The organism is Clostridium chauvoei (assembly GCF_002327185.1).
GTDB classification, from domain to species: domain Bacteria; phylum Bacillota; class Clostridia; order Clostridiales; family Clostridiaceae; genus Clostridium; species Clostridium chauvoei.
Genome location: NZ_CP018624.1, coordinates 1,674,961 through 1,696,486 on the forward strand (window position 1 = coordinate 1,674,961; position 21,526 = coordinate 1,696,486).

At 28.0% G+C, this 21,526-nt stretch carries 22 protein-coding genes; 6 read left to right on the forward strand and 16 right to left on the reverse strand.

Going from position 1 to position 21,526, the window contains the following annotated elements; translation table 11 throughout:
• The first annotated feature begins 15 nt into the window (after window positions 1–15).
• A complete protein-coding gene (locus BTM21_RS07865) occupies window positions 16–546 on the forward strand; it encodes a ferritin-like domain-containing protein (protein WP_021875248.1) in 531 nt (176 codons plus the stop codon).
• A 59-nt stretch (window positions 547–605) separates the two neighbouring features.
• On the opposite strand, the gene BTM21_RS07870 is transcribed toward BTM21_RS07865, so the two are convergent.
• A complete protein-coding gene (locus BTM21_RS07870) occupies window positions 606–1,196 on the reverse strand; it encodes a class I SAM-dependent methyltransferase (protein WP_021875247.1) in 591 nt (196 codons plus the stop codon).
• Window positions 1,197–1,405: 209 nt separating this feature from the next.
• Between BTM21_RS07870 and BTM21_RS07875 the strand changes: the two genes are divergently transcribed.
• Entirely contained in the window at window positions 1,406–1,822 is a 417-nt protein-coding gene (locus tag BTM21_RS07875) for a hypothetical protein (RefSeq protein ID WP_021875246.1), read from the forward strand.
• Between the two features lie 49 nt (window positions 1,823–1,871).
• On the opposite strand, the gene thiI is transcribed toward BTM21_RS07875, so the two are convergent.
• Window positions 1,872–3,023, reverse strand: coding sequence for a tRNA uracil 4-sulfurtransferase ThiI (gene thiI, locus BTM21_RS07880; RefSeq protein ID WP_079481239.1), 1,152 nt, complete (start codon window positions 3,021–3,023; stop codon window positions 1,872–1,874).
• A complete protein-coding gene (locus BTM21_RS07885; protein ID WP_021875244.1) occupies window positions 3,020–4,165 on the reverse strand; it encodes a cysteine desulfurase family protein in 1,146 nt (381 codons plus the stop codon). The genes thiI and BTM21_RS07885 overlap by 4 nt, the downstream gene beginning before the upstream one ends.
• A 241-nt stretch (window positions 4,166–4,406) precedes the next feature.
• Between BTM21_RS07885 and BTM21_RS07890 the strand changes: the two genes are divergently transcribed.
• Window positions 4,407–4,802 (forward strand): hypothetical protein, encoded by a 396-nt coding sequence (locus BTM21_RS07890; RefSeq protein WP_079481238.1) that lies wholly within the window; start codon window positions 4,407–4,409, stop codon window positions 4,800–4,802.
• A 55-nt stretch (window positions 4,803–4,857) separates the two neighbouring features.
• On the opposite strand, the gene BTM21_RS07895 is transcribed toward BTM21_RS07890, so the two are convergent.
• Window positions 4,858–7,407 (reverse strand): calcium-translocating P-type ATPase, SERCA-type, encoded by a 2,550-nt coding sequence (locus tag BTM21_RS07895; RefSeq protein ID WP_021875242.1) that lies wholly within the window; start codon window positions 7,405–7,407, stop codon window positions 4,858–4,860.
• A 160-nt stretch (window positions 7,408–7,567) separates the two neighbouring features.
• Between BTM21_RS07895 and BTM21_RS07900 the strand changes: the two genes are divergently transcribed.
• The 3 genes from BTM21_RS07900 (at window position 7,568) to BTM21_RS07910 (ending at window position 11,649) form a co-directional block, all read left to right on the forward strand.
• On the forward strand, window positions 7,568–8,098 hold the full coding sequence (locus tag BTM21_RS07900; protein WP_161493086.1) for a helix-turn-helix domain-containing protein: 531 nt from the start codon (window positions 7,568–7,570) through the stop codon (window positions 8,096–8,098).
• 84 nt (window positions 8,099–8,182) lie between these two features.
• Entirely contained in the window at window positions 8,183–9,853 is a 1,671-nt protein-coding gene (locus BTM21_RS07905) for an MFS transporter (protein WP_021875240.1), read from the forward strand.
• A gap of 155 nt (window positions 9,854–10,008) precedes the next feature.
• Complete coding sequence (locus BTM21_RS07910) at window positions 10,009–11,649, forward strand: putative manganese-dependent inorganic diphosphatase (protein ID WP_021875239.1); 1,641 nt, start codon at window positions 10,009–10,011, stop codon at window positions 11,647–11,649.
• Window positions 11,650–11,692: 43 nt separating this feature from the next.
• Here BTM21_RS07910 and BTM21_RS07915 read toward each other — a convergent pair whose 3' ends face one another.
• The 12 genes from BTM21_RS07915 to fliQ all read right to left on the reverse strand — a co-directional run bounded on the left by BTM21_RS07915 (window position 11,693) and on the right by fliQ (window position 21,519).
• Window positions 11,693–12,466 (reverse strand): flagellar hook-basal body complex protein, encoded by a 774-nt coding sequence (locus BTM21_RS07915; protein WP_021875238.1) that lies wholly within the window; start codon window positions 12,464–12,466, stop codon window positions 11,693–11,695.
• A 13-nt stretch (window positions 12,467–12,479) separates the two neighbouring features.
• Complete coding sequence (locus BTM21_RS07920; protein ID WP_021875237.1) at window positions 12,480–13,250, reverse strand: flagellar hook-basal body complex protein; 771 nt, start codon at window positions 13,248–13,250, stop codon at window positions 12,480–12,482.
• Window positions 13,250–13,393, reverse strand: a complete 144-nt coding sequence (locus BTM21_RS13690) for a hypothetical protein (RefSeq protein WP_161493125.1) — start codon at window positions 13,391–13,393, stop codon at window positions 13,250–13,252. The genes BTM21_RS07920 and BTM21_RS13690 overlap by 1 nt, the downstream gene beginning before the upstream one ends.
• A 62-nt stretch (window positions 13,394–13,455) precedes the next feature.
• Complete coding sequence (locus BTM21_RS07925) at window positions 13,456–13,908, reverse strand: DUF6115 domain-containing protein (RefSeq protein ID WP_021875235.1); 453 nt, start codon at window positions 13,906–13,908, stop codon at window positions 13,456–13,458.
• A gap of 12 nt (window positions 13,909–13,920) precedes the next feature.
• Entirely contained in the window at window positions 13,921–14,646 is a 726-nt protein-coding gene (locus BTM21_RS07930) for a FliA/WhiG family RNA polymerase sigma factor (protein WP_021875234.1), read from the reverse strand.
• 13 nt (window positions 14,647–14,659) lie between these two features.
• Window positions 14,660–14,983: a PilZ domain-containing protein gene (locus tag BTM21_RS07935; protein ID WP_096145402.1), complete on the reverse strand. Its 324-nt coding sequence runs from the start codon at window positions 14,981–14,983 to the stop codon at window positions 14,660–14,662.
• A 20-nt stretch (window positions 14,984–15,003) separates the two neighbouring features.
• Window positions 15,004–15,303 (reverse strand): flagellar brake protein, encoded by a 300-nt coding sequence (locus tag BTM21_RS07940; RefSeq protein WP_096145403.1) that lies wholly within the window; start codon window positions 15,301–15,303, stop codon window positions 15,004–15,006.
• Window positions 15,304–15,313: 10 nt separating this feature from the next.
• Window positions 15,314–16,177: a MinD/ParA family protein gene (locus tag BTM21_RS07945; protein WP_079481236.1), complete on the reverse strand. Its 864-nt coding sequence runs from the start codon at window positions 16,175–16,177 to the stop codon at window positions 15,314–15,316.
• Window positions 16,171–17,307 (reverse strand): flagellar biosynthesis GTPase FlhF, encoded by a 1,137-nt coding sequence (gene flhF / locus BTM21_RS07950; protein WP_079481235.1) that lies wholly within the window; start codon window positions 17,305–17,307, stop codon window positions 16,171–16,173. The genes BTM21_RS07945 and flhF overlap by 7 nt, the downstream gene beginning before the upstream one ends.
• Window positions 17,304–19,370: a flagellar biosynthesis protein FlhA gene (flhA, locus tag BTM21_RS07955; protein WP_021875230.1), complete on the reverse strand. Its 2,067-nt coding sequence runs from the start codon at window positions 19,368–19,370 to the stop codon at window positions 17,304–17,306. The genes flhF and flhA overlap by 4 nt, the downstream gene beginning before the upstream one ends.
• 23 nt (window positions 19,371–19,393) lie before the next feature.
• The gene (locus tag BTM21_RS07960) at window positions 19,394–21,238 is read right to left on the reverse strand and encodes a fused FliR family export protein/FlhB family type III secretion system protein (protein ID WP_079481233.1); all 1,845 of its coding nucleotides are present in this window, start codon (window positions 21,236–21,238) and stop codon (window positions 19,394–19,396) included.
• An 11-nt stretch (window positions 21,239–21,249) separates the two neighbouring features.
• The gene (fliQ, locus tag BTM21_RS07965; RefSeq protein WP_021875228.1) at window positions 21,250–21,519 is read right to left on the reverse strand and encodes a flagellar biosynthesis protein FliQ; all 270 of its coding nucleotides are present in this window, start codon (window positions 21,517–21,519) and stop codon (window positions 21,250–21,252) included.
• Between the last annotated feature and the right edge of the window lie 7 nt (window positions 21,520–21,526).

Consider the following 21,526-nt stretch of genomic DNA (forward strand, 5'->3'; position numbering starts at 1 on the left):
ATTCGAGGAGCATATATGAGAAGTGATTTAAAAGAAGTGCCTTTACAGTTTACTGCTGACTTACCCTATCCTAAAATAGAGGTTGATACTATTAATTTACAATATGCTAACTTAATACAAATGAACTATGCTGGAATGATATCTGAATTCTCAGCTATAAATCAATATATATATCATGAAATAAGTCTATTTGAAGATTATCCTGATGTTACTTACACACTTAAAGGAATATCAAAGGTTGAAATGCATCATCTTCAAATATTAGGAGAATTAATAATTGTTTTAGGAGGGAATCCAGGTTATTGGATAAACAGGAAAAATAAAAAACTGAATTGGTCTCCAAATTTTGTAGTTTATGGCTCTACTTTAAAGGAAATGTTAGCTGCTGACATAGCTGGAGAGAAAGATGCTATTGATCAATATAGAAAAACAGCTAACCAGATTCAAAACGAAAACATAGTTGCAATAATAAATAGAATAATACTTGATGAAGAACAACACATTAAGTTACTAAATAGATTATATGAAAAATATATTACAAAATAAATGATTTAAGTGGATATTATAAAATGTAATATCCACTTATAAATTTAATGATATATTTTTTATTTTTGTATTATTAGGTAATATATTTCCTCATTTTCAAAAGCTTCTATTACATCAAGTCCTGCTAATTTAAATAAATTACTTTGTAATTCTATATCTATAAGTCTAGCTTCACTTAATTCTTTTATCTTTGATTTATGTAAATTATTTAAGTATTCTCTACCATTTGAATGAGCTATTATTAATTTTCCACCATTGTTTAAATTTCTATTAACAAGGTTATATATTGTTTCTATCTTTTTTTGAATATATGGAAAAACTGAATATAAGATAACTTTATCATATTTTTCTTCAAACTCATCTTCTTCAATATTCATATTTATAAAGTTTACATTCTCTAAATAACCATATTTGCTTTTAGCTACTTTAATCATCTCTTTTGAGATATCTATAGCATCAATTTTACATTTTGGACATTTTTCTAGTATAAAAGGTATTAAAACTCCAGTTCCCGTTCCTACATCTAATACTTTATCTTCATTTCTTATATTAATCTTCTCTAAAAAATCGTTTATTTTCTTTTCATTTACAGCATTTTTTTTATCCCAATCTTTAGCTACATTGTTAAAAACCTCAACATTTAAGTTCATAGTAATCTCCTTTAATTTAATAGTTAATTATATATATTAAAAAAAGCAACATTTTATTCTATTTTTATTTTCCTTTTATTTACATAACTTTTGTACTGTTATTTGCATAATAATTTTCTATTTAACAAAAATATAAAGTATGTTATAATTAAGCTGTTATAATATATAATTTTGTTTTTAATATTTGCAAATATAAAGGAGTTTTAATTATGGGTTTCAAAGATAAAATGACTAAATATTTTTCAGATGCGTATATAGAAAAATATGGTGATAGAATGACAAGTGCTTCTGGTACTGTTTTATCAGTTAAACTAGAAGAAAAAAATATATTAGGTATTTTTAGAATCTTAAAAGTTAATTTAATAGTAAAGTCTGATATAGGTAAAGGTGTAGTTAAATCACTATACAAGAAAAACAGATGGTTTAAGAAACCTGAATTTATTGATATAAAACAAGGACATAAAGTTATAATAATGGGTATTGCTGGTGAAAAAGGTAAAGAAAACTCTGAAGTTATAGTAGCATCAAATATTGCTAACCTTACTACTAAGAAAGATTTATTCCCATTTGACCATTCTCAATTAAAGAGAGCTAGACAACAAGCAACTAGAATGAGAAGTAGATAATAATAAAAGCTTAAAATTTAAATTTTAAATTTTAAGCTTTTTTATTTTATTAAAATGTTACTAATTCCATTTCATCAACTGCTTTTCTTACAAGACTATCCACATCTAAAACCTCTTCTGATTTTCTTATTAAATCTACTCTTGGTTTAGTCTTTGGATGTTTTGGAACAAATATAGTGCAACAATCTTCATAAGGTAAAATTGAGGTTTCATATGTTCCTATTTCTCTTGCTATATCCATTATATCACTTTTATCCATTGCTATTAGAGGTCTAAAAACAGGTCTATCTGCACAATCATTACTTACCATTAACCCTTCCATTGTTTGACTTGCAACTTGCCCTATACTTTCTCCAGATGAAACTGATTGTATTCCCTTATCCTCTGCTACAGAACATGCAACTCTCATCATAAACCTTCTCATAATTATAGTTAACTCATCTTCTGGACATCCATTTATTATAGCCATTTGTATTTCTGTAAAAGGTACTATATAAAGATTAACTTTCTCCGTATATGTAGCTAGTATTTTTGCTAGTTCTTTTACTTTCTCTTTGGCTCTTTCAGATGTATAAGGATGGCTATGATAATAAATACAATTTAATTCTACCCCTCTTCTAGCCATTAAATAACCTGCAACTGGTGAATCTATTCCTCCTGATAACATAAGCATAGTACTTCCATTAATTCCATATGGAAGACCTCCAACACCCTTAATCTTATCTTTAGTTGTATATATATATGCTTTTTCTCTTATTTCAATATTTACTAAACAATCAGGGTTTTTAACATCAACACCTATCCCTTCTATGTTATGAAAAACATATCCACCAACTTCTTTAGATGTTTCTAAGGAATTTTTAGGGAATAGTTTATTGGCTCTATTGGTCTCAATCTTAAATGTTTTTGGAGATGCTTCAATTACTTTTTTTAAAGCCTCTTCTTTTATAGCTTGCATATCCCTTTTAGTTTCTATAACTATACATACCTCTGCTACTCCAAATACTCTCTTTACTCTATTTACTGCTTCTTGTATATTATCTGATTTTATAAAATATCTTCCTTGATCAATTATTATTTCATATTCTAGTCCTTTAAGTTTTTTCTTAATATTATCTCTAAGCTTTTTTTCAAATTTATTTTTATTAAGTCCTTTTAAAAATATTTCAGATGCATATTTAACTAAAATTAACTCATTCATCTTTTTACTCTCCTTAAAAATTTTAATGAATTTTCTAATGTTGTTATTACTTTATCTACTTCTTCTTTTGTATTTTCTTCTGAAAAAGAAAATCTTATTGCACTTTCTATATCCTCTTTAGAAAGATTTAACGCTTTCATTACATAACTTCCATTTACTATACTATTTTTAGATGTACAAGCTGAACCAGTTGCAACATATATATTTTGCTCTTCTAAAAGATGTAATAATACTTCTGCTTTTACCCCTCTAAATGAAACATTTAAAATATAAGGACTAAAATAATCTTCTAATGGACTATTAATTCTTATATTTTCTATATTTGATAATTTTTCCATCATATAAGCTTTTATATCCAATACTTTTTTATAATTTCTATTTATATTTTTTATAGTTATTTCTGATGCCTTATTAAGTCCCATAATAGCTGGTAAATTCTGAGTTCCTGCTCTTATTCCTCCTTCTTGACTTCCTCCTTTTATAAAGGAATTTAATACTATTCCTTTTTTTATATAAATAAAACCACTTCCCTTAGGCCCATGAAACTTATGACCTGCTACTGATAACATATCTATATTCATTTTTTTTACGTCAATAGATAATTTACCATAAGATTGAACTGCGTCAACATGAAACTTTGCTCTTGAACTACATTCTTTAATAACCCTTCCTATTGATTCTATATCTTGTATAACCCCCATTTCATTATTAACATGCATTATAGACACAAGAACTGTATTTTTATTTATAGCATTCTTTAAATCTTCTAAAGATATTTTTCCATTTTCATCAACATCTAAATAAGTAACACTTATACTACTTTTTTCTAAGCTTTCACAAACCTTAAGAACTGAATGATGTTCAAATACTGTTGTTATTAAATGATGTCCAGGTTTTAAAATTCCATTTATTATTAAGTTATTTGCTTCACTTCCACCCGAAGTAAATAATATCTCTTCTTTGCTAGCATTAATTGTTGATGATAGCTGTTCTCTTATTTCATTTAACTTTTTTTCAGATTTTATACCTAATTTATGAAGAGATGATGGATTTCCATAAAACTCTCTCATACCATTTTCTACTTCTTTTATAACTTCCTCATAAGGTTTTGTAGTGGCACTGTTATCAAAATAAACTTCCATGTTATCACTCCTACTTAATAAATATTATTCTCTATAGTTAAACTAATAATTCAAAACTTCATCTACTATAATACCGATAGGTTTAATAAGAATAAATATATCACATTAATATTTTTTTTCAATAGTTTTGAGTATAATTTTCCTTAAATAATTATTATCAGCTTATTAAAACATTTACAAAAATAGGTTATAATTAAATTAATAGGAATTATTTTAACATTTATTTTTAGGAGAGGATATTATGAGGAAAAACTTGTTAGTTCTATCAATACTACTTGGCTTTACTTTGCTTTCATCTTATTTTACTTTCTCTAAATACATTAATTCTAATATTAATCCTGTGAGAGATATTTCTAATAAAGATGTTAATAAAGTTTCTTTTGAAAGTTTAACAAAATTGGGTACTAAGAGCTCTCTAAATGTTATTGAAGTGGAAATACTAGTTAAGGATATTAATTTAGATGAATTAACTATAACTTCTGAAAATAGTATTGATGATGTTACTATAAACTTTCAGCCTGATGAAGATTTATCCAACATAAAAATAGGCGATAAAATTAAAATAAGAGCAATAAAAAAATCTATGAACTATTCACCTCTTATAGTTAAATTAGATAACGCCATTATAGTTAAATAAATAACGGCATTATAATATCCCTTTATTGGAATATTATAATGCCGTTATTTTATATTTATTTTTTTGACTTTATTAATAGGTAAACACTATTTATCAAGAAAATTACACCTGAATAAAATAATACAATTGTCCAATGATTAAGCATTAATGGAACAGTATTAAATATTCCTGATAAGAAAGGTATATAAAGGATACTACATACCATTAAAGTTGATATAGTACATGCACCTACTAAATATGGATTAGTAAATAACTTTATTTCAAATATAGAATGTCTCTCTGATCTACATTCAAATACATGTAAAAGTTGTGACATTACTAGTGTTGTTAAAGCTAATGTTCTACATGTAACTAAATCCATTCCATAATATCTTCCTGTCATAAATGATAAAAGAGTACATATACCGATTAAGCAACCTCTAACTACTATCTTAGACCATAAACCTCTTGCAAATATGCTTTCTCCCTTTTCTCTTGGTTGTTGTCTCATAATATCTTTATCAGCTGGATCTACTCCTAATGCAATAGCTGGAAGTCCATCTGTTGCCAAATTTACAAATAGTATTTGTATTGGAGTAAGTGGATTTGGCATATAAAAAAGTGAAGCTAAGAACATAGTTAAAACTTCTCCTAAATTACAAGATAATAAATATCTTATAAACTTTCTTATATTATCATATATAACTCTACCTTCTTCTACAGCTGATACAATTGTTGCAAAATTATCATCCATAAGAACCATTGCAGCTGCTTCTTTAGTTACATCTGTTCCTGAAATCCCCATAGCAACACCAATATCTGCTTCTTTAATTGCCGGTGCATCATTTACTCCATCTCCAGTCATTGCAACTATTTTATTTTGCTTTTTAAAAGCCTTTACTATTCTAAGCTTATGATTAGGTGATACTCTTGCAAAAACTCTTACTTTATTTACCTTCTTCATTAATTCATCATCAGTTAATTTCTCTATTTCATCTCCTGTTATAGCTTGATCATCTGTATTACAAATATTTATAGATTTTGCAATTGCTAATGCAGTATTTTTATGATCTCCTGTAATCATTACTGGTTGTATTCCTGCTAACTTACATTTAAGTACCGCATCTCTTACTTCTAATCTTGGAGGATCTATGCTTCCTGCTACCCCTAAGAAAATAAGTCCTTTTTCAAGATTTTCATTTTTAACTAATCCCTCTTCTTTGTATGCAGCAGCAATACATCTAAGAGCTCTATTAGACATGGCTTCAATATATGCAGCTACTTGCTTTTTCTTTTGAAGAGTAAGAGGTTTTACTGTACCATTTTCTAATATATGAGTACATCTTTCTATTACTCTTTCTGGAGCTCCTTTCATATAACAAGTCTCTTTAGTGCCTTCTCTAACAATTACACTCATCATTTTTCTTGTTGAGTCAAAAGGAATATCATAAATTCTATTTGCATTTGATACAAAGGCCTCTAATAATGGAATTTCATTAAAGAAAGCTTTTATTAACGCAGTCTCTGTAGGATCTCCATGTAAAGCCTTATCTATGTTTTTAACACTAAAATCATAATTACAATCATTACAGTAAATTAATGCTTTCATCATCATAGTATGATTTGTAAGTTTTTCTTTTTCTAACTCATAAATTTTACCATTCATATACATTTCTTTAACTGTCATTTTATTTTGAGTTAATGTTCCTGTTTTATCAGAACATATTACTGATGTACATCCTAAAGTCTCTACTGCTGGTAACTTTCTTACTAATGCATTTTTCTTAAGCATTCTTGATACACCAAGTGCTAAAGCTACTGTTACTATTGCTGCAAGCCCTTCTGGTATAGCTGCAACTGCTAAAGAAACACCAAGCATAAACATTTCGCCAATTTCATTTCCACGCAAAATACCTAAGACAGTAACTACTGCACAAATTACTAAACATAGAGCAACCAATACTTTGCCCAATGAATCTAATCTTTCTCTAAGAGGTGATTTTTCCTCCTGAATGTTTTCTAAAAGATCTGCTATCTTACCCATTTCAGTTTTCATTCCAATGCCATCAACAAGTAAAATACCTCTACCTTTTAAAATTGTAGTTCCCATATATCCTTGGTTCTTATCCTTCTTAGTATCTTTTGATACTCCAACAGATTCTCCTGTTAAAAGTGATTCATCCACCATCATTGATGAAGCTTCTATAAATGTACCATCTGCTGGCACTCTATCTCCTGCTTCCAAAATTATAAGATCTCCAATAGTTACTTCTATAGAGTTTATAACTTTTAATGCCCCATCCCTAATAACTTTACACGTTGGAGCTGCTAAATCTTTTAGAGCTTCTAATGACTTCTCTGTTCTATACTCTTGAACAAATCCTAAAATAGCATTAACAACAACTATAATAAGAATAGTTATGGCATCTGCTTTATCTCCCATTATTCCTGATATTATAGTAGCTGCAATAAGTACCCACGTAATAAAATCATTAAATTGAGATAAAAAGATAAATACTGGTGATGTTTTCTTCTTATGAGATAATTCATTTAATCCATATGTTTTTTGCCTACTTTCTGCTTCTTTTGTAGTTAATCCTCTACTTATTTCTCTTTCCTGTAGCACAAGTTGTCCTCCTTAATATGATTTCTATATATTATATTTTTTTAAATCAAAGATATGAATTTTTTTGAGTACTTTACAAATTTCTTAAAAAAGGTGTTGCAATTTTTTCTTAATGTAATATAATATGAACATAGTTCAAATAAATTTTGTAGGTGATTTTATGCCAAAAATTATTAAAAATGTTAGAGCGTTAATATTAAGTAAGGGTAAAAATTTATTAATCGAAAAAAGCTATAGTGAATTTAATATAAGAGAACTTGCTAAGCTATGTGATGTATCTGTTGGAACTATCTATAATCAATTTGATACTAAAGAAAAACTTATTTCCTCAATTTTTATAGATGATTGGAATAAATCCTTATCTAAAATAGAAAATTTAAATTCAACTTCTCTTTCTTTAGAAAAAAAACTTTTTTCTGTATATAAAGAAATGAATATTTTTATTTCTACGTATATATCTATTTTTCATGATATTTTCGTAAGTAATAAATCTCATAAAAAAATTAATCATCTAGATTCTTTATATAAATTAGTTGGAGAAATATTATATTTTGAAAAGGAAAAAGGAAATATAACCTCTCAATTATCAATAGAGAAGTTAACTTATTTTACTGTTAATAATTTAATAGTATTATGTAAAGATAAAACTTTATCTTTTGAAGAAACCTACAGTCTAATAAAATTTAATTAAAATATTTAAATCGACTAAGTCGATTTTTTTATGAACCAATATGAACATTGTTCAAATAAAATTTCTTTTAAAGGATGTGTAAATATGAAAAATAAAAAAACAACTACTCTTGCAATGATAGTATTTTTACTTGGCATCTTTATGGGAGCTATAGATTCTGGAATTGTTTCTCCGGCAAGAACTATTATATCTGATTCCCTTGGTATTGCTGAGTCTGCAAGTATATGGATGATTACTATATATACTTTAGCCTATGCCGTTTCTATGCCTATAACAGGTAAATTATCTGATAGATATGGTAGAAAAAAAGTTTATATGATTTCTATAGGCTTATTTGCCTTTGGATCTTTATTATGTGGATTATCAAATTACTTTAATAACTATAACTTTTTACTTTTATCTAGAGTAATACAAGCTCTTGGTGGCGGTGGAATTATGCCAATTGCAACTGCTTATATAGGCTCCTCCTTCCCTATAGAAAAAAGAGGTAGTGCTCTTGGATTAGTTGGTGCTGTATTTGGAATATCAACTGTAATAGGACCATCTTTAGGGTCTTCAATACTTTCTATTGCTGGAAATAATCATTGGGGATATTTATTCTTTATAAACATTCCTATAAGCATAATTATATTAATTCTTGCTTTTAATTTAAAAGAAAATAAAAATACTGAAGCTTTAAAGAAAATGGATTTAAAAGGTTCTGTGGCATTAACCATTATAATACTTTCTCTTATGTACTCATTAACAAATTTAAAATTCTATGATTTCATTAATTCATTGAAATCTACTAATGTATGGCCATTTTTACTAATATTTATTGTTTTTCTTCCTATATTTATTTTAATTGAAAAGAAAGCAGAGGATCCTGTATTAAATTTACATTACTTTACTAATAAACAAATTGCAATAACTCTTGCTTTAAGTTTTATTGTAGGTTGTGGACTTATGGGAACTATATTCTTACCTCAATTTGGTGAAAATGTATTAAAAGTTAAAATGGGAACTGGTGGCTATATCGTTACTCTTTTTGCTATATTTACAGGTATGGCTGCTCCAATGGGAGGTAAATTTATAGATAAGTTTGGTGTTAAATCAATATTATTAACTGGATTTTTATGTACAGCTATTGGTACTTTATATCAAGCATTAGTTACTGCTACAAATCCTACATTCTTAAATTTACTTATTGGTTTAATATTTATGGGCTTTGGTATGGGCTTTACAATGGGTACACCAATTAACTATTTAATGATGAGTTTAGTTCCTGAAGATGAAATTTCTTCTGGACAATCTACAGTTTCATTAGTTCGTTCTATAGGTGTTGCTGTATCACCAAACCTTCTTGTAAACTTTATAGCTGATGCAGGAAATAAGGTTCCATCTGCAATACAACAAGTACTTCCTTCAATCCCTAATATGCAAAGTAATATCTCTATGGGTTCAAATATGTCTCCTGAATTATTAACTAAATTCCAAAACTCTGATGTTACTACAATATTTGATACAGTAAAAGATTTTGCAGATTCAATGTTAAATGGAATGAAGCAAACTCTATCATCAAATCCACATATGAAATTTGATACAATTAAAGCTTCATATATGACATCACTTGATAATTCTAGAAGTACTATAGAAAATACATTTCAAAGTACCATGAATAGTGGATTTTCTCATCTATTTATAGGTGCTGCAGTTATTGCCATTATTGGATTAATTTTAACTTTATTTTTAAAAAGAAAGAAAAAATTTAGTTAAACTATAAGGTATAGTAGTATTATTTTCTACTATACCTTATTTTTAGTTAGGTTATTTAGTCAAAATTCTACATATACTTTATATTGATGCTTTACAAAATCCCTACATATATATAGAATATTAGGTATGAATACTTAACTAAGGAGGCAATAAATTTGAAAGATGTAATTTATGTTACTGGACATAAAAATCCAGATTCTGACTCAATATGCGCAGCATATTCATACGCTGAATTTAAAAATAAAATAGGAAACATACCTGCTGTTCCTGTAAGATTAGGAAATGTAAATCAAGAAACTCAATTTATTCTTGATTACTTTGGGGTTGAGGCTCCAAAATTTTTACCAACTGTTAAACTTAAAGTAGAAGACTTACAATTTGATAATATAGCACCAGTCTCTCCTGATATTTCATTAAAAACAGCTTGGCATATCATGAAAGATAAAAATATTAAAACTTTACCAGTTGCTGATGGAAATGATCACTTACTTGGTGTTTTAGCTATATCAAATTTAACTTCATGTTATATGGACATATGGGACAATAGAATATTAGCTAAGAGTAATACATCTCTTGATAATATAATCGATACTTTATCAGCTAAAGAAATACATATCGATGAATCAAGAAAATCTTTCCCTGGTAAAATAATTGTTACTGCTATGCAACCTGATAGTATGAAGGATCATATTGAAGAAGGAGATATTGCAATAGTTGGTGATAGAGAAGAATCTCAAGATGCATTATTAGATTTAAATATCTCACTAATGATAATAACAGGTTCTCATGTTCCAACTGATGCTATAATTAAAAAGGCTAAAGAAAAAAATATTACTATTATAGTAACTCCTTATGATTCATTTACTGCATCAAGACTTATAATACAAAGTATTCCTGTTGGATATGTTATGGTTAAAGATAATCTAATATCCTTCTCAACTGAGGATTTAGTAGATGAAATAAAGGGAATAATGATTGAAACAAGATTTAGAAGTTATCCTGTTACTGATACTAACGGTAGGGTTTTAGGTACTGTTTCAAGATACCACTTAATTTCTAACTTTAAAAAGAAAATAATTCAAGTTGATCATAATGAAAGAGGTCAATCTGTTGATGGACTTGAAGATGCAGAAGTATTAGAAATAATAGATCACCACAGAGTTGCTGATATACAAACTAATAACCCTATATTCTTCAGAAATGAACCTGTAGGAAGTACTTCAACTATAGTTGCTAAAAGCTTCTTTGAAAATGGCATTAGACCATCAAAACAAGCTGCTGGACTTTTATGTGGTGCTATAATTTCAGATACACTATTATTTAGAAGCCCAACTTGTACAAACCAAGATAAACATATATGTAAAAAGCTTGCTGAAATAGCTGATATAAATATTGAAGAATTTGCTAAAGCAATGTTTAAAGCTGGTACTTCACTTAAGGGAAAAACTGTTGAACAAATATTCAATCAAGATTTTAAACCTTTCTCAATAGAAGATACTAAAGTTGGTATTGCTCAAGTAAATACAATGGATATAGAAGGATTTATGCCTCTTAAGGAAGACATGTTAAAATACATGGAAACTAAAGCTAAAGAAGCTGGTTTAGATATGGTTATGTTATTACTTACTGATATCTTAAATGAAGGTTCTCAAATTTTAGTTGCTGGTAATAAACCTGAAATAGTAGAAAAAGCATTTAATGTAACTTTAAAGGACAATGAAGCTTTCCTTGATGGAGTTCTATCAAGAAAGAAACAAGTTGTTCCTCCAATAACTTCAGCAATAACATCAGCTTAATATAAAAAGCATCATCTTTCGATGATGCTTTTTCTTTAATTAATTATTTAGAACGTAAATTATTTACCATTCCCCACATTTCATCTGCAGTTTTTACACCTCTAGAGCTTAATTCAAAGGCTCTTTGTGTAACTATCATATCTGAAAACTCAGTAGCCACATCTACATTAGACCCTTCTAAAGTTCCTTGATATAAATCGCAATCTGTAGTTTTTACTACTTGTGAACCTGGAGCTGGCTTAAATAAGTTATCTCCTACTGATATAAAAGCTTTATCTCCAGTTGCTGTGTATCTAGGGATTTCTCCTACGTTCTTTAAATTTCCACTTTGCTTTATATATATTTGTCCACTCTTATCTACAACAAAATTATCTTTGTTGAATTTAACATTTTCTTCTGAAAATCCTTGTGAAAATTCTATATCTAATTTATTTCCTCTTCCATCTACTAATCTACCTTGTCCATCTATAGCAAAGGCTCCATCTCTTGTATAAGATTTTTCTCCATTTGGAGCAATTATTCTAAAGTAACCAGTGCCATCAATTGCTATATCTGTAGTTCTACGAGTTTCTCTTAACATTCCTTGTGCATTATCTCTAAACCACTCAGAAGTTTTTATACCTGTTCCTATTACTGAGTCTTTCTCATTTAAAGGTACACCTTTTCTATCTAAGGATTCTGTAAGTAAATCTTTAAAACCCACATCAACTCTCTTATATCCCATTGTAGTTGAGTTTGATAAATTATTTGATATAGCATCTAATCTTTCTTGATTAGCATTCATTCCGCTTTGACTTGTCCATAAAGTTCTTAACATAATATTTCCTCCCCTATCTTACTGCACCTATTTCATTTGCAGCTTTTCCTAAGGTTTCATCAATAGTTTGTACCATCTTTTGATTCGTTTCAAAGTTTCTCATAGTTGTAATCATATTTACCATTTCAGTTGATACATTTATATTGGAAGCTTCTAATGATCCTTGATGAACAAAAACTTGAGCATTATATACTGGATTCTCTCCCTTGTAATAATTATCTCCAATTTTCTTTAACTTACTATAATCATCAAAATCAGCCGTAGCTAATGAATGCGTAGTTCTATCGCCTACTCTAAGATTATTAAGTCCATCTAAGGTAAACTTATTTCCACCAACAAATATTGGTTCCATAGTCCCTGTATTTTTATTAACACCTAAAACTTTATCTCCACTTGTGTTAATTAAATATCCGTCATTTGCTACTCTAAAACTACCATCTCTAGTAAATAATGTTTCATCGCCTCTTTTAACTGCAAAAAAACCTCTTCCATCTATAGCAAAATCAGAAGGCTTATTAGTTTTTTTAAGTATCCCTTGAGTAAACATAGTATTTACACTATCTATTTTAGAACCTAAATTTAAAGTTCCTAATTTTTGAGACACATTTCTTCCACCAACTACTTTATCTCTGTTTTGAAGCATAACTTCATCAAAACTCTTAATTGCTAAATCATCACCTTTATAACCTGTTGTATTAGCATTAGCTATATTGTTTGTAATATTTGATTGTTTATTTTCTAATGAAATTAAACCTGATACTGAGGTATATAAACTTCTAATCACTAGTTCTCATCCCCTTTTTTAAATAATACTTTACATTCATCATCAAAATGCATTCCTAACCCTCTAGCTTTTTCCTCAATCTTATCATTTGATAAGGTTCTATTATATTGATATCCAAACATTAGGATGGCAGTTAAAGTCATTCCTATTCCAATTCCTAAAAGTATTTTTCTATCAGTAAAAAAATTTGTTATTTCCTTTATCTTTAAAATAATCCTTTTATTAATAAGACTTCACCTCTACCTATAGATAATTTTTCACATATTTCATCATCACTTAGACCTTGTTCTATTAAAGTTTTTACTTGATTTACTTTATTTTCTTTGTTTTCTTTATCTAAACTATTTGAAAAATTAATCTCTGATATAACATCCTCTGTTTCTTTTAAGTTTATATCTTCAACCTTATTATCGTCTTTTTTACTTTCATCCTTAAGTTTTTCAATAGAAATTTTAATTTCCTCTATTTCTTTTTGAAGGTCTAATACGGTTTCTGCCAAATCTTTTCTTATGGCAATTATCTCTAACCCATAATCTTTATTTGAATTATCAGCTTCTCTTTCTAAAATATGATTAAAAGACTTCTCTTCTTTTCTTATAGCTTTTACATTTAAAATAATAAGTATTATTCCTATTACTAATATTAAAATTGGAATCATGCTTTAACCCCTTTATATGTAATCTATTTTTTTCATTATTGCTCTAAGATTTCTAATAGCTCTACTATGTAATTGACAAACTCTTGATTCTGAAACTTCTAATACAGTTCCTATCTCTTTTAATGTAAGTCCTTCATAATAATATAAGGTTAGTACTAACTTGTCTTTCTCTTTTAGTTTATCTATACACTCTGCTAAGATTTTAATTTTCTCTTTATCTTCTAAGGTTTCTTCTGGTGATGGACTATTTTTATCTTCTATTATCCCCATAACAGTTACTTCATCATCATCTGAATAAATTATATTTTCTAAAGAAACTACCGACATATAATTTATATAATTTTCTACTTCTGAAACTTCTTGTATAGATACATTTAAATCTATTGCAATTTCTTCTAATGTAGGTTCTCTCATAAGCTTATTTTGTAATCTCTCTACACTTTCATTATATTTAGCTAATTTATCCATAGCTCCTTTAGAAATAGGTCTGTTTTTTCTTATCTCATCAATCATAGCACCTCTTATTCTAATGGTTGCATAAGAAGAAAATTTCATACCCTTTGTAGAGTCGTATTTATTTATCGCATCCATAAGCCCCAATATCCCATAGCTTACCAAATCTTCATATTCTATATATTTAGTTCTACCAAGCATTACTCTAGATGCTAAATGTTTTACTAAAGGTATATATTTTTCTATAATTTTTCCATTATCCACTAAAGCACTCTGATTTTCCATAAATATTTCTCCTCTAAACTAACTCACTTTGCCTTCTTAAAATAATAAATACAATTTTTATTATTTTCTCCCTGGTTTTATTATCTATATTTAAAAAACTTACTCCACAAAGATAATTGTCATTCTCTTCTTTAACTCTAACTACTCTGCCTTTTAAATCAAGCTTTATATCATTGTAATTAATATTTACTAGTAGAATATCCCCTTTTTTAAGATTCTCTTTAGCCCTTATTTTCATTCCTCCACCACTTAAATCTAATAGTGTGGCTTTCTTTACCGGGTTTTCTACTTTATCTTTATCTTTTTCTAATGATTTATTTTCTTTTATATATCTTATAAACTCAAGAACATTAACTCTTACAAAGTTTCTTCTTTGTACTTTTTTATATTATATGGAAGAGATAATCTATAGTATGATATATTATTTTCTTTAACTCTATCTATTACTTTACAATAAAAATTAAACAAACTAGATTCTTTATCATAGTATATTAATTCTATTTCTTCATCCATTGCTAATGAAAGATATTCTCCCTTATTAACTGGTATGTTTATTTTAATATGTTTTTCTCTAATATCTTGTACTATACTTTTATAAATCTCCTTATTTTTAATAACCTCTATTCTATTGTTCAACCCTAATTTTAATTTAACCATATTGTCACCTCTAAGAAAAAATATCAAATAACTTTCTAAATAACCCTTTAGCTCCTACACCTATTGATTCTTCATCATGCTCTAAAATTATATTAGTTATTTTTAAAATACAATTAGATGCATCCGATTTTGGATATGATATCATAAATGGTACTTGCTCTCTAACTGCCATTAATAATTTTCTATCCTCATAAATACACCCTAAATAACTTACCCTTATATTTAAAAATCTTTCTACAGCTGCTCTAAACTTATTAAAAGTTTGTTGACCTTCTTCTTTATCTAAAACTTTATTTACAATAATACTTGCTTTTGTTTTAATTTTAAAATGATCAACTGCTTTAATTAAACTATATCCATCGGTTAATGATGTTGGTTCAGGCGTAGTTACTAGTATAAGTTCTTCTGAACAAGCTATGAATGCTAATACGCTTCTACTTATTCCTGCACCTGTATCTATTAAAATAAAATCAAAACCTTCTAATTGTTCTATTTTATTTAAAAATATATTTCTTTCATGTGCTTGAAGATCTTCTATATTATTTAATCCACTCCCTCCTGGAAGAAGCTTAATTCCTTTTGGTCCATCTACTATTACTTCTTCAAGAGATTTTCTTCCCCTAATTAAATCTAATACACTATATTTAGGTAATATACCCATTAACACATCATCATTTCCCATTCCGATGTCAGCATCAAAAATAAGAACTTTATTTCCTTTTTTTGAAAGTGATATAGCTAAGTTAACAACAAAATTGCTTTTTCCTACTCCACCTTTTCCTGAAGTAACTGTTATTATCCTAGCTTTTTTATCTAAAGTTCTTTTATCTTCTCCCCTTACTAATCTTCTTAGACTTTCAGCTTGATCTAACATAAAGTTTCCTCCCCTAAAATAATACGTTGTAATTCTTCTAAAGTTGGTTTTCTTATATCATCTGGTACATTTTGTCCAGTTGTTATATATGCTAACTTTGTATTAGATTTTTTTATTATGTTATATATTGATCCATAGGCTATAGTTTCATCTAATTTTGTTATTATTATTTTGTTATACCCAATATCTTTATACCCATTTAAAATAACTTCTAAATCTCTATTTTTAGTTGTACTACTGATAACTAATGCTATATCATCTGATTCTACCTTATTTATATAAGCTCTTAATTCTGATAGTTGCATTGAATTTTTACTGCTTCTCCCAGTAGTATCTATAAGCACAACATCACAATCTTTTAACTCTTCTATTGCAGTTTCCATTTCTTTTAATGTAATTACAACTTTAAAAGGAATATTCATTATCTCTGCATATGTTTTAAGCTGCTCAACAGCTCCTATTCTATATGTATCGATTGTTATTAATCCAACTTTCTTATTTTCTACTAAGGAAAGTCTTCCTGCAAGCTTTGCTATAGTAGTTGTTTTTCCAACTCCTGTAGGTCCTATAAGTACTACATTTCCTTTAAGATCACCATTCCAAATATTTATTTCTTGAGATAATAAATTTTTAAAATCCTTCTTAAATTCATCTATATTATCAGAGCATTTTTCTTTTATTTCGTCAAAATAAATTTCATCTATGTCCATATCTTTTAATTTATCTAAAACAAGGTCTTTTTCTTTAGCTGTATTTTTTATAACCTTATTTAATAAATCTTTTATTTCTTTTACTTCAATGTCTAATTTTTTCTCTTCCTTTATAGGCTTAGTTTCTATAGGTTTAGAGATTATTTCATTTTGAGTGTTTTGTATAAGTTTTTTAAAGCCTTCTAATGATTCATTAAAATCATTAGAGGCTCTTCTATTATTTTTTATACTCTTACTATTAGAAGTTTTACTATTTTCTATTGCTGCCGTTACTTCTATAACTTTTGGTACGAAATATCCTTTTATTCCAGATACCCTTACTTTTCTTTGACTAACTATTATTGCATCTTTACCTAGCTCATATCTTATTTTAGTTAATGCTTCATTCATATTATTAGCTACATACTTTTTAATTATCATTGTAAAGATACAACTCCTTCTGTTCTTATTTCTACGTCATTTGGTATTTCATTTAAGGAAATTACCATTACATGTGGATATACCATTTCTATAAGCTTCCTAAATACTGGACGTATATTTGGTGAAACTAATATAACTGGTTGATTGTTAAAGAAATACACACTCTCTATTACGCTTCTTAAAGCATCTAATATTCTGCTTGTAGTATCTGGGTCTACTGCTGGGAATGATCCTTGCATTGACTTTTGAGTGTTAGCAGATATTATTTCTTCAATTTGTGGTGATAATGTAACTACAGTTAGACATCTGTTTTCATCTATTATTTGATTACAAATAGTTCTTGCAAGAGAGAATCTAACATATTCAGTTAATAACTCTAAATCTTTAGTTATTCTTGAATTATCTGCTAATGATTCCATTATAGTAACCATATCTTTTATTGGCACTTTTTCTCTTAATAAGTTTTGTAAAACTTTTTGTAATTCTCCTATTGTCATTAAATCAGGAATAAGTTCTTCAACAACAGTACTATATTTTTCTCTAGTATTTTCTACTATTAATTGAACTTCTTGTCTTCCTAATAATTCGTAAGAATTTGCCTTAATAGTTTCTGTTAAATGAGTTACCATAACTGTAGTTGGATCAACAACTGTAAGTCCTTTTATTTCTGCTTCTTCTCTTTGATCTTTATTTATCCATACGGCTGGTAAATTAAAAGTTGGTTCAACTGTTCTAATACCAGCTATTTGTGAGTTATCTCCTGTAGGATCCATACATAATAACATATTTGGCATAAGTTCTGCCGATGATATTACAGTTCCTCTTATCTTAATTAAATATTCATTGGTTTTAATTTGAAGATTATCTCTTATTCTTATAGGCTGTACAACTATTCCCATTTCAATTGCACATTGTCTTCTTACTGATGCTATTCTTTGAAGTAAATCTCCACCTGTAGATTCATCTGCTAATGGAATCAATCCATATCCAATCTCTACTTCCATAGGCTCTACAGAAATTAAGTTCATAACATTTTCTGGTTCTTTTCTTTCCATTTCTGTAAATTCTTCTTCAACTTTTGCAATCTCTTCTTCTTCTCTTTTTAAATCTTCTTTATATAGCATATAAGACAATGTTCCCATTGCTATTGAAGCTAATAAAAATGGTATTGGTGGCATTCCAGGAATAATAGCTAAAAATAACATAATAGCTGATACTATTCCAGTTGCTATTGGGAATGCTGTAAGCTGTTTAGTAAATGTCTTACCAAAATTATCTGCTGAACCTGATCTTGTAACTAATATACCTGATGCTGTTGATATTAATAATGCTGGTATTTGCCCAACTAATCCATCACCAACTGTAAGTCTTGTATAAAGTTCTGCTGCTTGACCAAAATTCATATTTTTTTGCATTACTCCTATTACAATACCTGCAATAATATTTATAAGAGTAATTATAATACCTGCAATTGCATCACCTTTAACGAATTTTGATGCCCCATCCATAGCTCCATAAAAATCTGCTTCTGATTGAAGATCTTGTCTTCTTTTTTTAGCAGTTTCTTCATCTATAAGACCTGCATTAAGGTCTGCATCAATACTCATTTGTTTACCTGGCATAGCATCTAAAGTAAATCTTGCTGATACTTCTGATACTCTTCCTGCCCCATTTGTAATTACTACAAATTGTATAATAACTATAATTAAGAATATTATAATTCCAACTACATAATTTCCACCTATAACAAATTCTCCAAAGGCTTCTATTATCTTTCCTGCGCCTCCCTCACTTAAAATAAGTCTTGTTGATGAAATATTAAGACCTAATCTAAATAAGGTTGTTACTAATAGTAATGTAGGAAATACTGATAATTGTAATACATTAGTAGTAAACATTGTAATCATTATGATTACAGCTGATAAAGTTATATTAAAAGCTAATAATATATCTAATACAAATGGTGGTAATGGTATAATTATCATTAAAACTATGCCTAAAACACCAAAGGCTACTAATACATCTAAATTCTTCTTAAAGTCAACCTTTTTTTCTAAGAACACCCTTATCCCCATCCTTTATTTATCTAGTTACTTCTTTTTTTCTTTTGATTTAACTTATAAACCATCGCCAAAATTTCTGCTACTGCTTGATACATATCTTGTGGAATCTCTTGATCAATTTCTACTTCACTATAAATTAACCTAGCTAAAGGTTTATTTTCTATAATAGGAACTTCATTTTCTCTAGCCAATTCCTTTATTTTTATTGCAATATTATCAGCTCCCTTTGCAGTAACTTTTGGAGCTTCCGTTTTTCCATCTTCATATTTAATAGCTATTGCTAAATGAGTTGGATTTGTTATAACAACTGTTGCATCTCCAACAGATTGCATCATTCTCTTTTGAGACATTTCTCTTTGTTTTTGTTTTATTTTAGATTTTAATTGAGGATCTCCCTCCATTTGCTTATACTCTTCTTTTATTTCTTGTTTACTCATTCTAAGTTCCTTGTTATGCAATCTAAATTGTATAAAATAATCTATAGCTGCTAAAGCTACTAATAATATTGCTATTTTGCCAAATATACCTAAAACTAGTTTTTTTACCTCTATTCCTAGTGTTGGTAAGTATAAATTTCCAAGCTGAAGTACACTACTGAAATTTTCTTTGATATATGAATACCCAAGAAAAGCTACTATAGAAACCATAATAATATTTTTTACTAAATCTACTAATGCTTTTTTTGAAAACATATTTTTAAATCCATTTATAGGATTTAATTTTCCAAAAGAAGGCTTTATTGCATCTTTCGTTACTAAAAATCCAGTTTGCATTAAACTAGCTACTACACCAGCTATCATTATTGGAATTACTATAGGCATAATTGCTATAGCCATTTTACTTATTACTAATAAGTTTAGACCTTTAATACTTGACTCTGTTAACTCCATGGAACTAGCATCACTTAAAAAATATATTACATTTGCTTTTAAGGTGTTTGCTAAATACCCACTTAGTCCCATTATAACTAATGTTGTTGCTAACATCGTTAATGCTAATCCTACATCTTTACTTCTTGCTATTTGCCCCTTTTTTCTTGCATCACTTTTCTTTTTAGGCGTAGCTTCTTCTGTTTTTTCATCTGCCGAGATTACAAATAATAAAGGTGCTATAGTCATAATCTTCCTAAAGATTTCTGGTATATAACTTATACTACCAATAAATACTTTAACTACTAATGTAAGAGATATTGATACTGCAATTAATCCTACTAACATCTTTACTGGCATACCTAAAATCATTACATTTATTTGAGGTACTGCTCTTGATATAAGACCCATGCATAAATCTGTTATTATAATTATCATCACTATTGGTATAGCTATTTTTAAGCCTATTGCAAAATATTTAGCTATAATATCTATTAAAGCCATCATTGTATCCGTATATAAAATGTTCTTACCTAATGGAACTAATATAAAACTTTCCACTAAAGATTTAATCAACATATGATGTCCATCTATAACAAAGAAAATCATCATTGCTATAAAGTGTAGTAAATTTCCAATAACCGTTGTACTAGTTTTACTATTAGGATCAAGTACACTAACCATACTTAATCCAATTTGAACATCCATTAAACTACCAGCCATTAAAACTGCTTCAAAAGCTAGATTGGTTATAATCCCTAAAACTACCCCAGTGGAAATTTCTGATATAATATAAAAAATTAATATTAGATTGTTATTTATTAGTTCTACATTTATCCTATCTACTCCACCTACTAACGCTACGGAGAATATAAGTGAAAAAAACATCTTTAATGTTTTAGGAGTTCCATTTGGAAAAAACACCTTTGTTATTGCAAAAAAGCTTGTTAATCTTATAAAGATAAATATTAGCGATAAAAAGTAGGCTGCATCAATCACAAAGCTACCTCCTAAGTTGAAATTTTAATAATGAGTTCAAAAATTCTCTCAGTAAATCCTACCAAATTATGAAGCATCCAACTTCCAAGCATAAGCCCAATTGCTGCAATACCTATAAGTTTAGGAACAAAAGTTAATGTTTGTTCTTGAATTTGGGTTGTAGCTTGAAAAATACTTATTATTAAACCTATTAAAATTGCAGCTATAAGTATAGGTCCTGCAACTTTTAATGATGTATATAAAGCATCTTTAACTACACCTGTAACTAAATTTTCACTCATATTTTCT

What these genes read in the sequence shown, in the direction of transcription:
- BTM21_RS07865 (WP_021875248.1), top strand. Translation starts at nt 16, where the DNA reads ATGAGAAGTGATTTAAAAGAAGTGCCTTTACAGTTTACTGCTGACTTA.
- BTM21_RS07870 (WP_021875247.1), bottom strand. Translation starts at nt 1,196, where the DNA reads ATGAACTTAAATGTTGAGGTTTTTAACAATGTAGCTAAAGATTGGGAT.
- BTM21_RS07875 (WP_021875246.1), top strand. Translation starts at nt 1,406, where the DNA reads ATGGGTTTCAAAGATAAAATGACTAAATATTTTTCAGATGCGTATATA.
- thiI (WP_079481239.1), bottom strand. Translation starts at nt 3,023, where the DNA reads ATGAATGAGTTAATTTTAGTTAAATATGCATCTGAAATATTTTTAAAA.
- BTM21_RS07885 (WP_021875244.1), bottom strand. Translation starts at nt 4,165, where the DNA reads ATGGAAGTTTATTTTGATAACAGTGCCACTACAAAACCTTATGAGGAA.
- BTM21_RS07890 (WP_079481238.1), top strand. Translation starts at nt 4,407, where the DNA reads ATGAGGAAAAACTTGTTAGTTCTATCAATACTACTTGGCTTTACTTTG.
- BTM21_RS07900 (WP_161493086.1), top strand. Translation starts at nt 7,568, where the DNA reads ATGCCAAAAATTATTAAAAATGTTAGAGCGTTAATATTAAGTAAGGGT.
- BTM21_RS07905 (WP_021875240.1), top strand. Translation starts at nt 8,183, where the DNA reads ATGAAAAATAAAAAAACAACTACTCTTGCAATGATAGTATTTTTACTT.
- BTM21_RS07915 (WP_021875238.1), bottom strand. Translation starts at nt 12,466, where the DNA reads ATGTTAAGAACTTTATGGACAAGTCAAAGCGGAATGAATGCTAATCAA.
- BTM21_RS13690 (WP_161493125.1), bottom strand. Translation starts at nt 13,393, where the DNA reads ATGACTTTAACTGCCATCCTAATGTTTGGATATCAATATAATAGAACC.
- BTM21_RS07925 (WP_021875235.1), bottom strand. Translation starts at nt 13,908, where the DNA reads ATGATTCCAATTTTAATATTAGTAATAGGAATAATACTTATTATTTTA.
- BTM21_RS07930 (WP_021875234.1), bottom strand. Translation starts at nt 14,646, where the DNA reads ATGGAAAATCAGAGTGCTTTAGTGGATAATGGAAAAATTATAGAAAAA.
- BTM21_RS07940 (WP_096145403.1), bottom strand. Translation starts at nt 15,303, where the DNA reads ATGGTTAAATTAAAATTAGGGTTGAACAATAGAATAGAGGTTATTAAA.
- BTM21_RS07945 (WP_079481236.1), bottom strand. Translation starts at nt 16,177, where the DNA reads ATGTTAGATCAAGCTGAAAGTCTAAGAAGATTAGTAAGGGGAGAAGAT.
- flhF (WP_079481235.1), bottom strand. Translation starts at nt 17,307, where the DNA reads ATGATAATTAAAAAGTATGTAGCTAATAATATGAATGAAGCATTAACT.
- fliQ (WP_021875228.1), bottom strand. Translation starts at nt 21,519, where the DNA reads ATGAGTGAAAATTTAGTTACAGGTGTAGTTAAAGATGCTTTATATACA.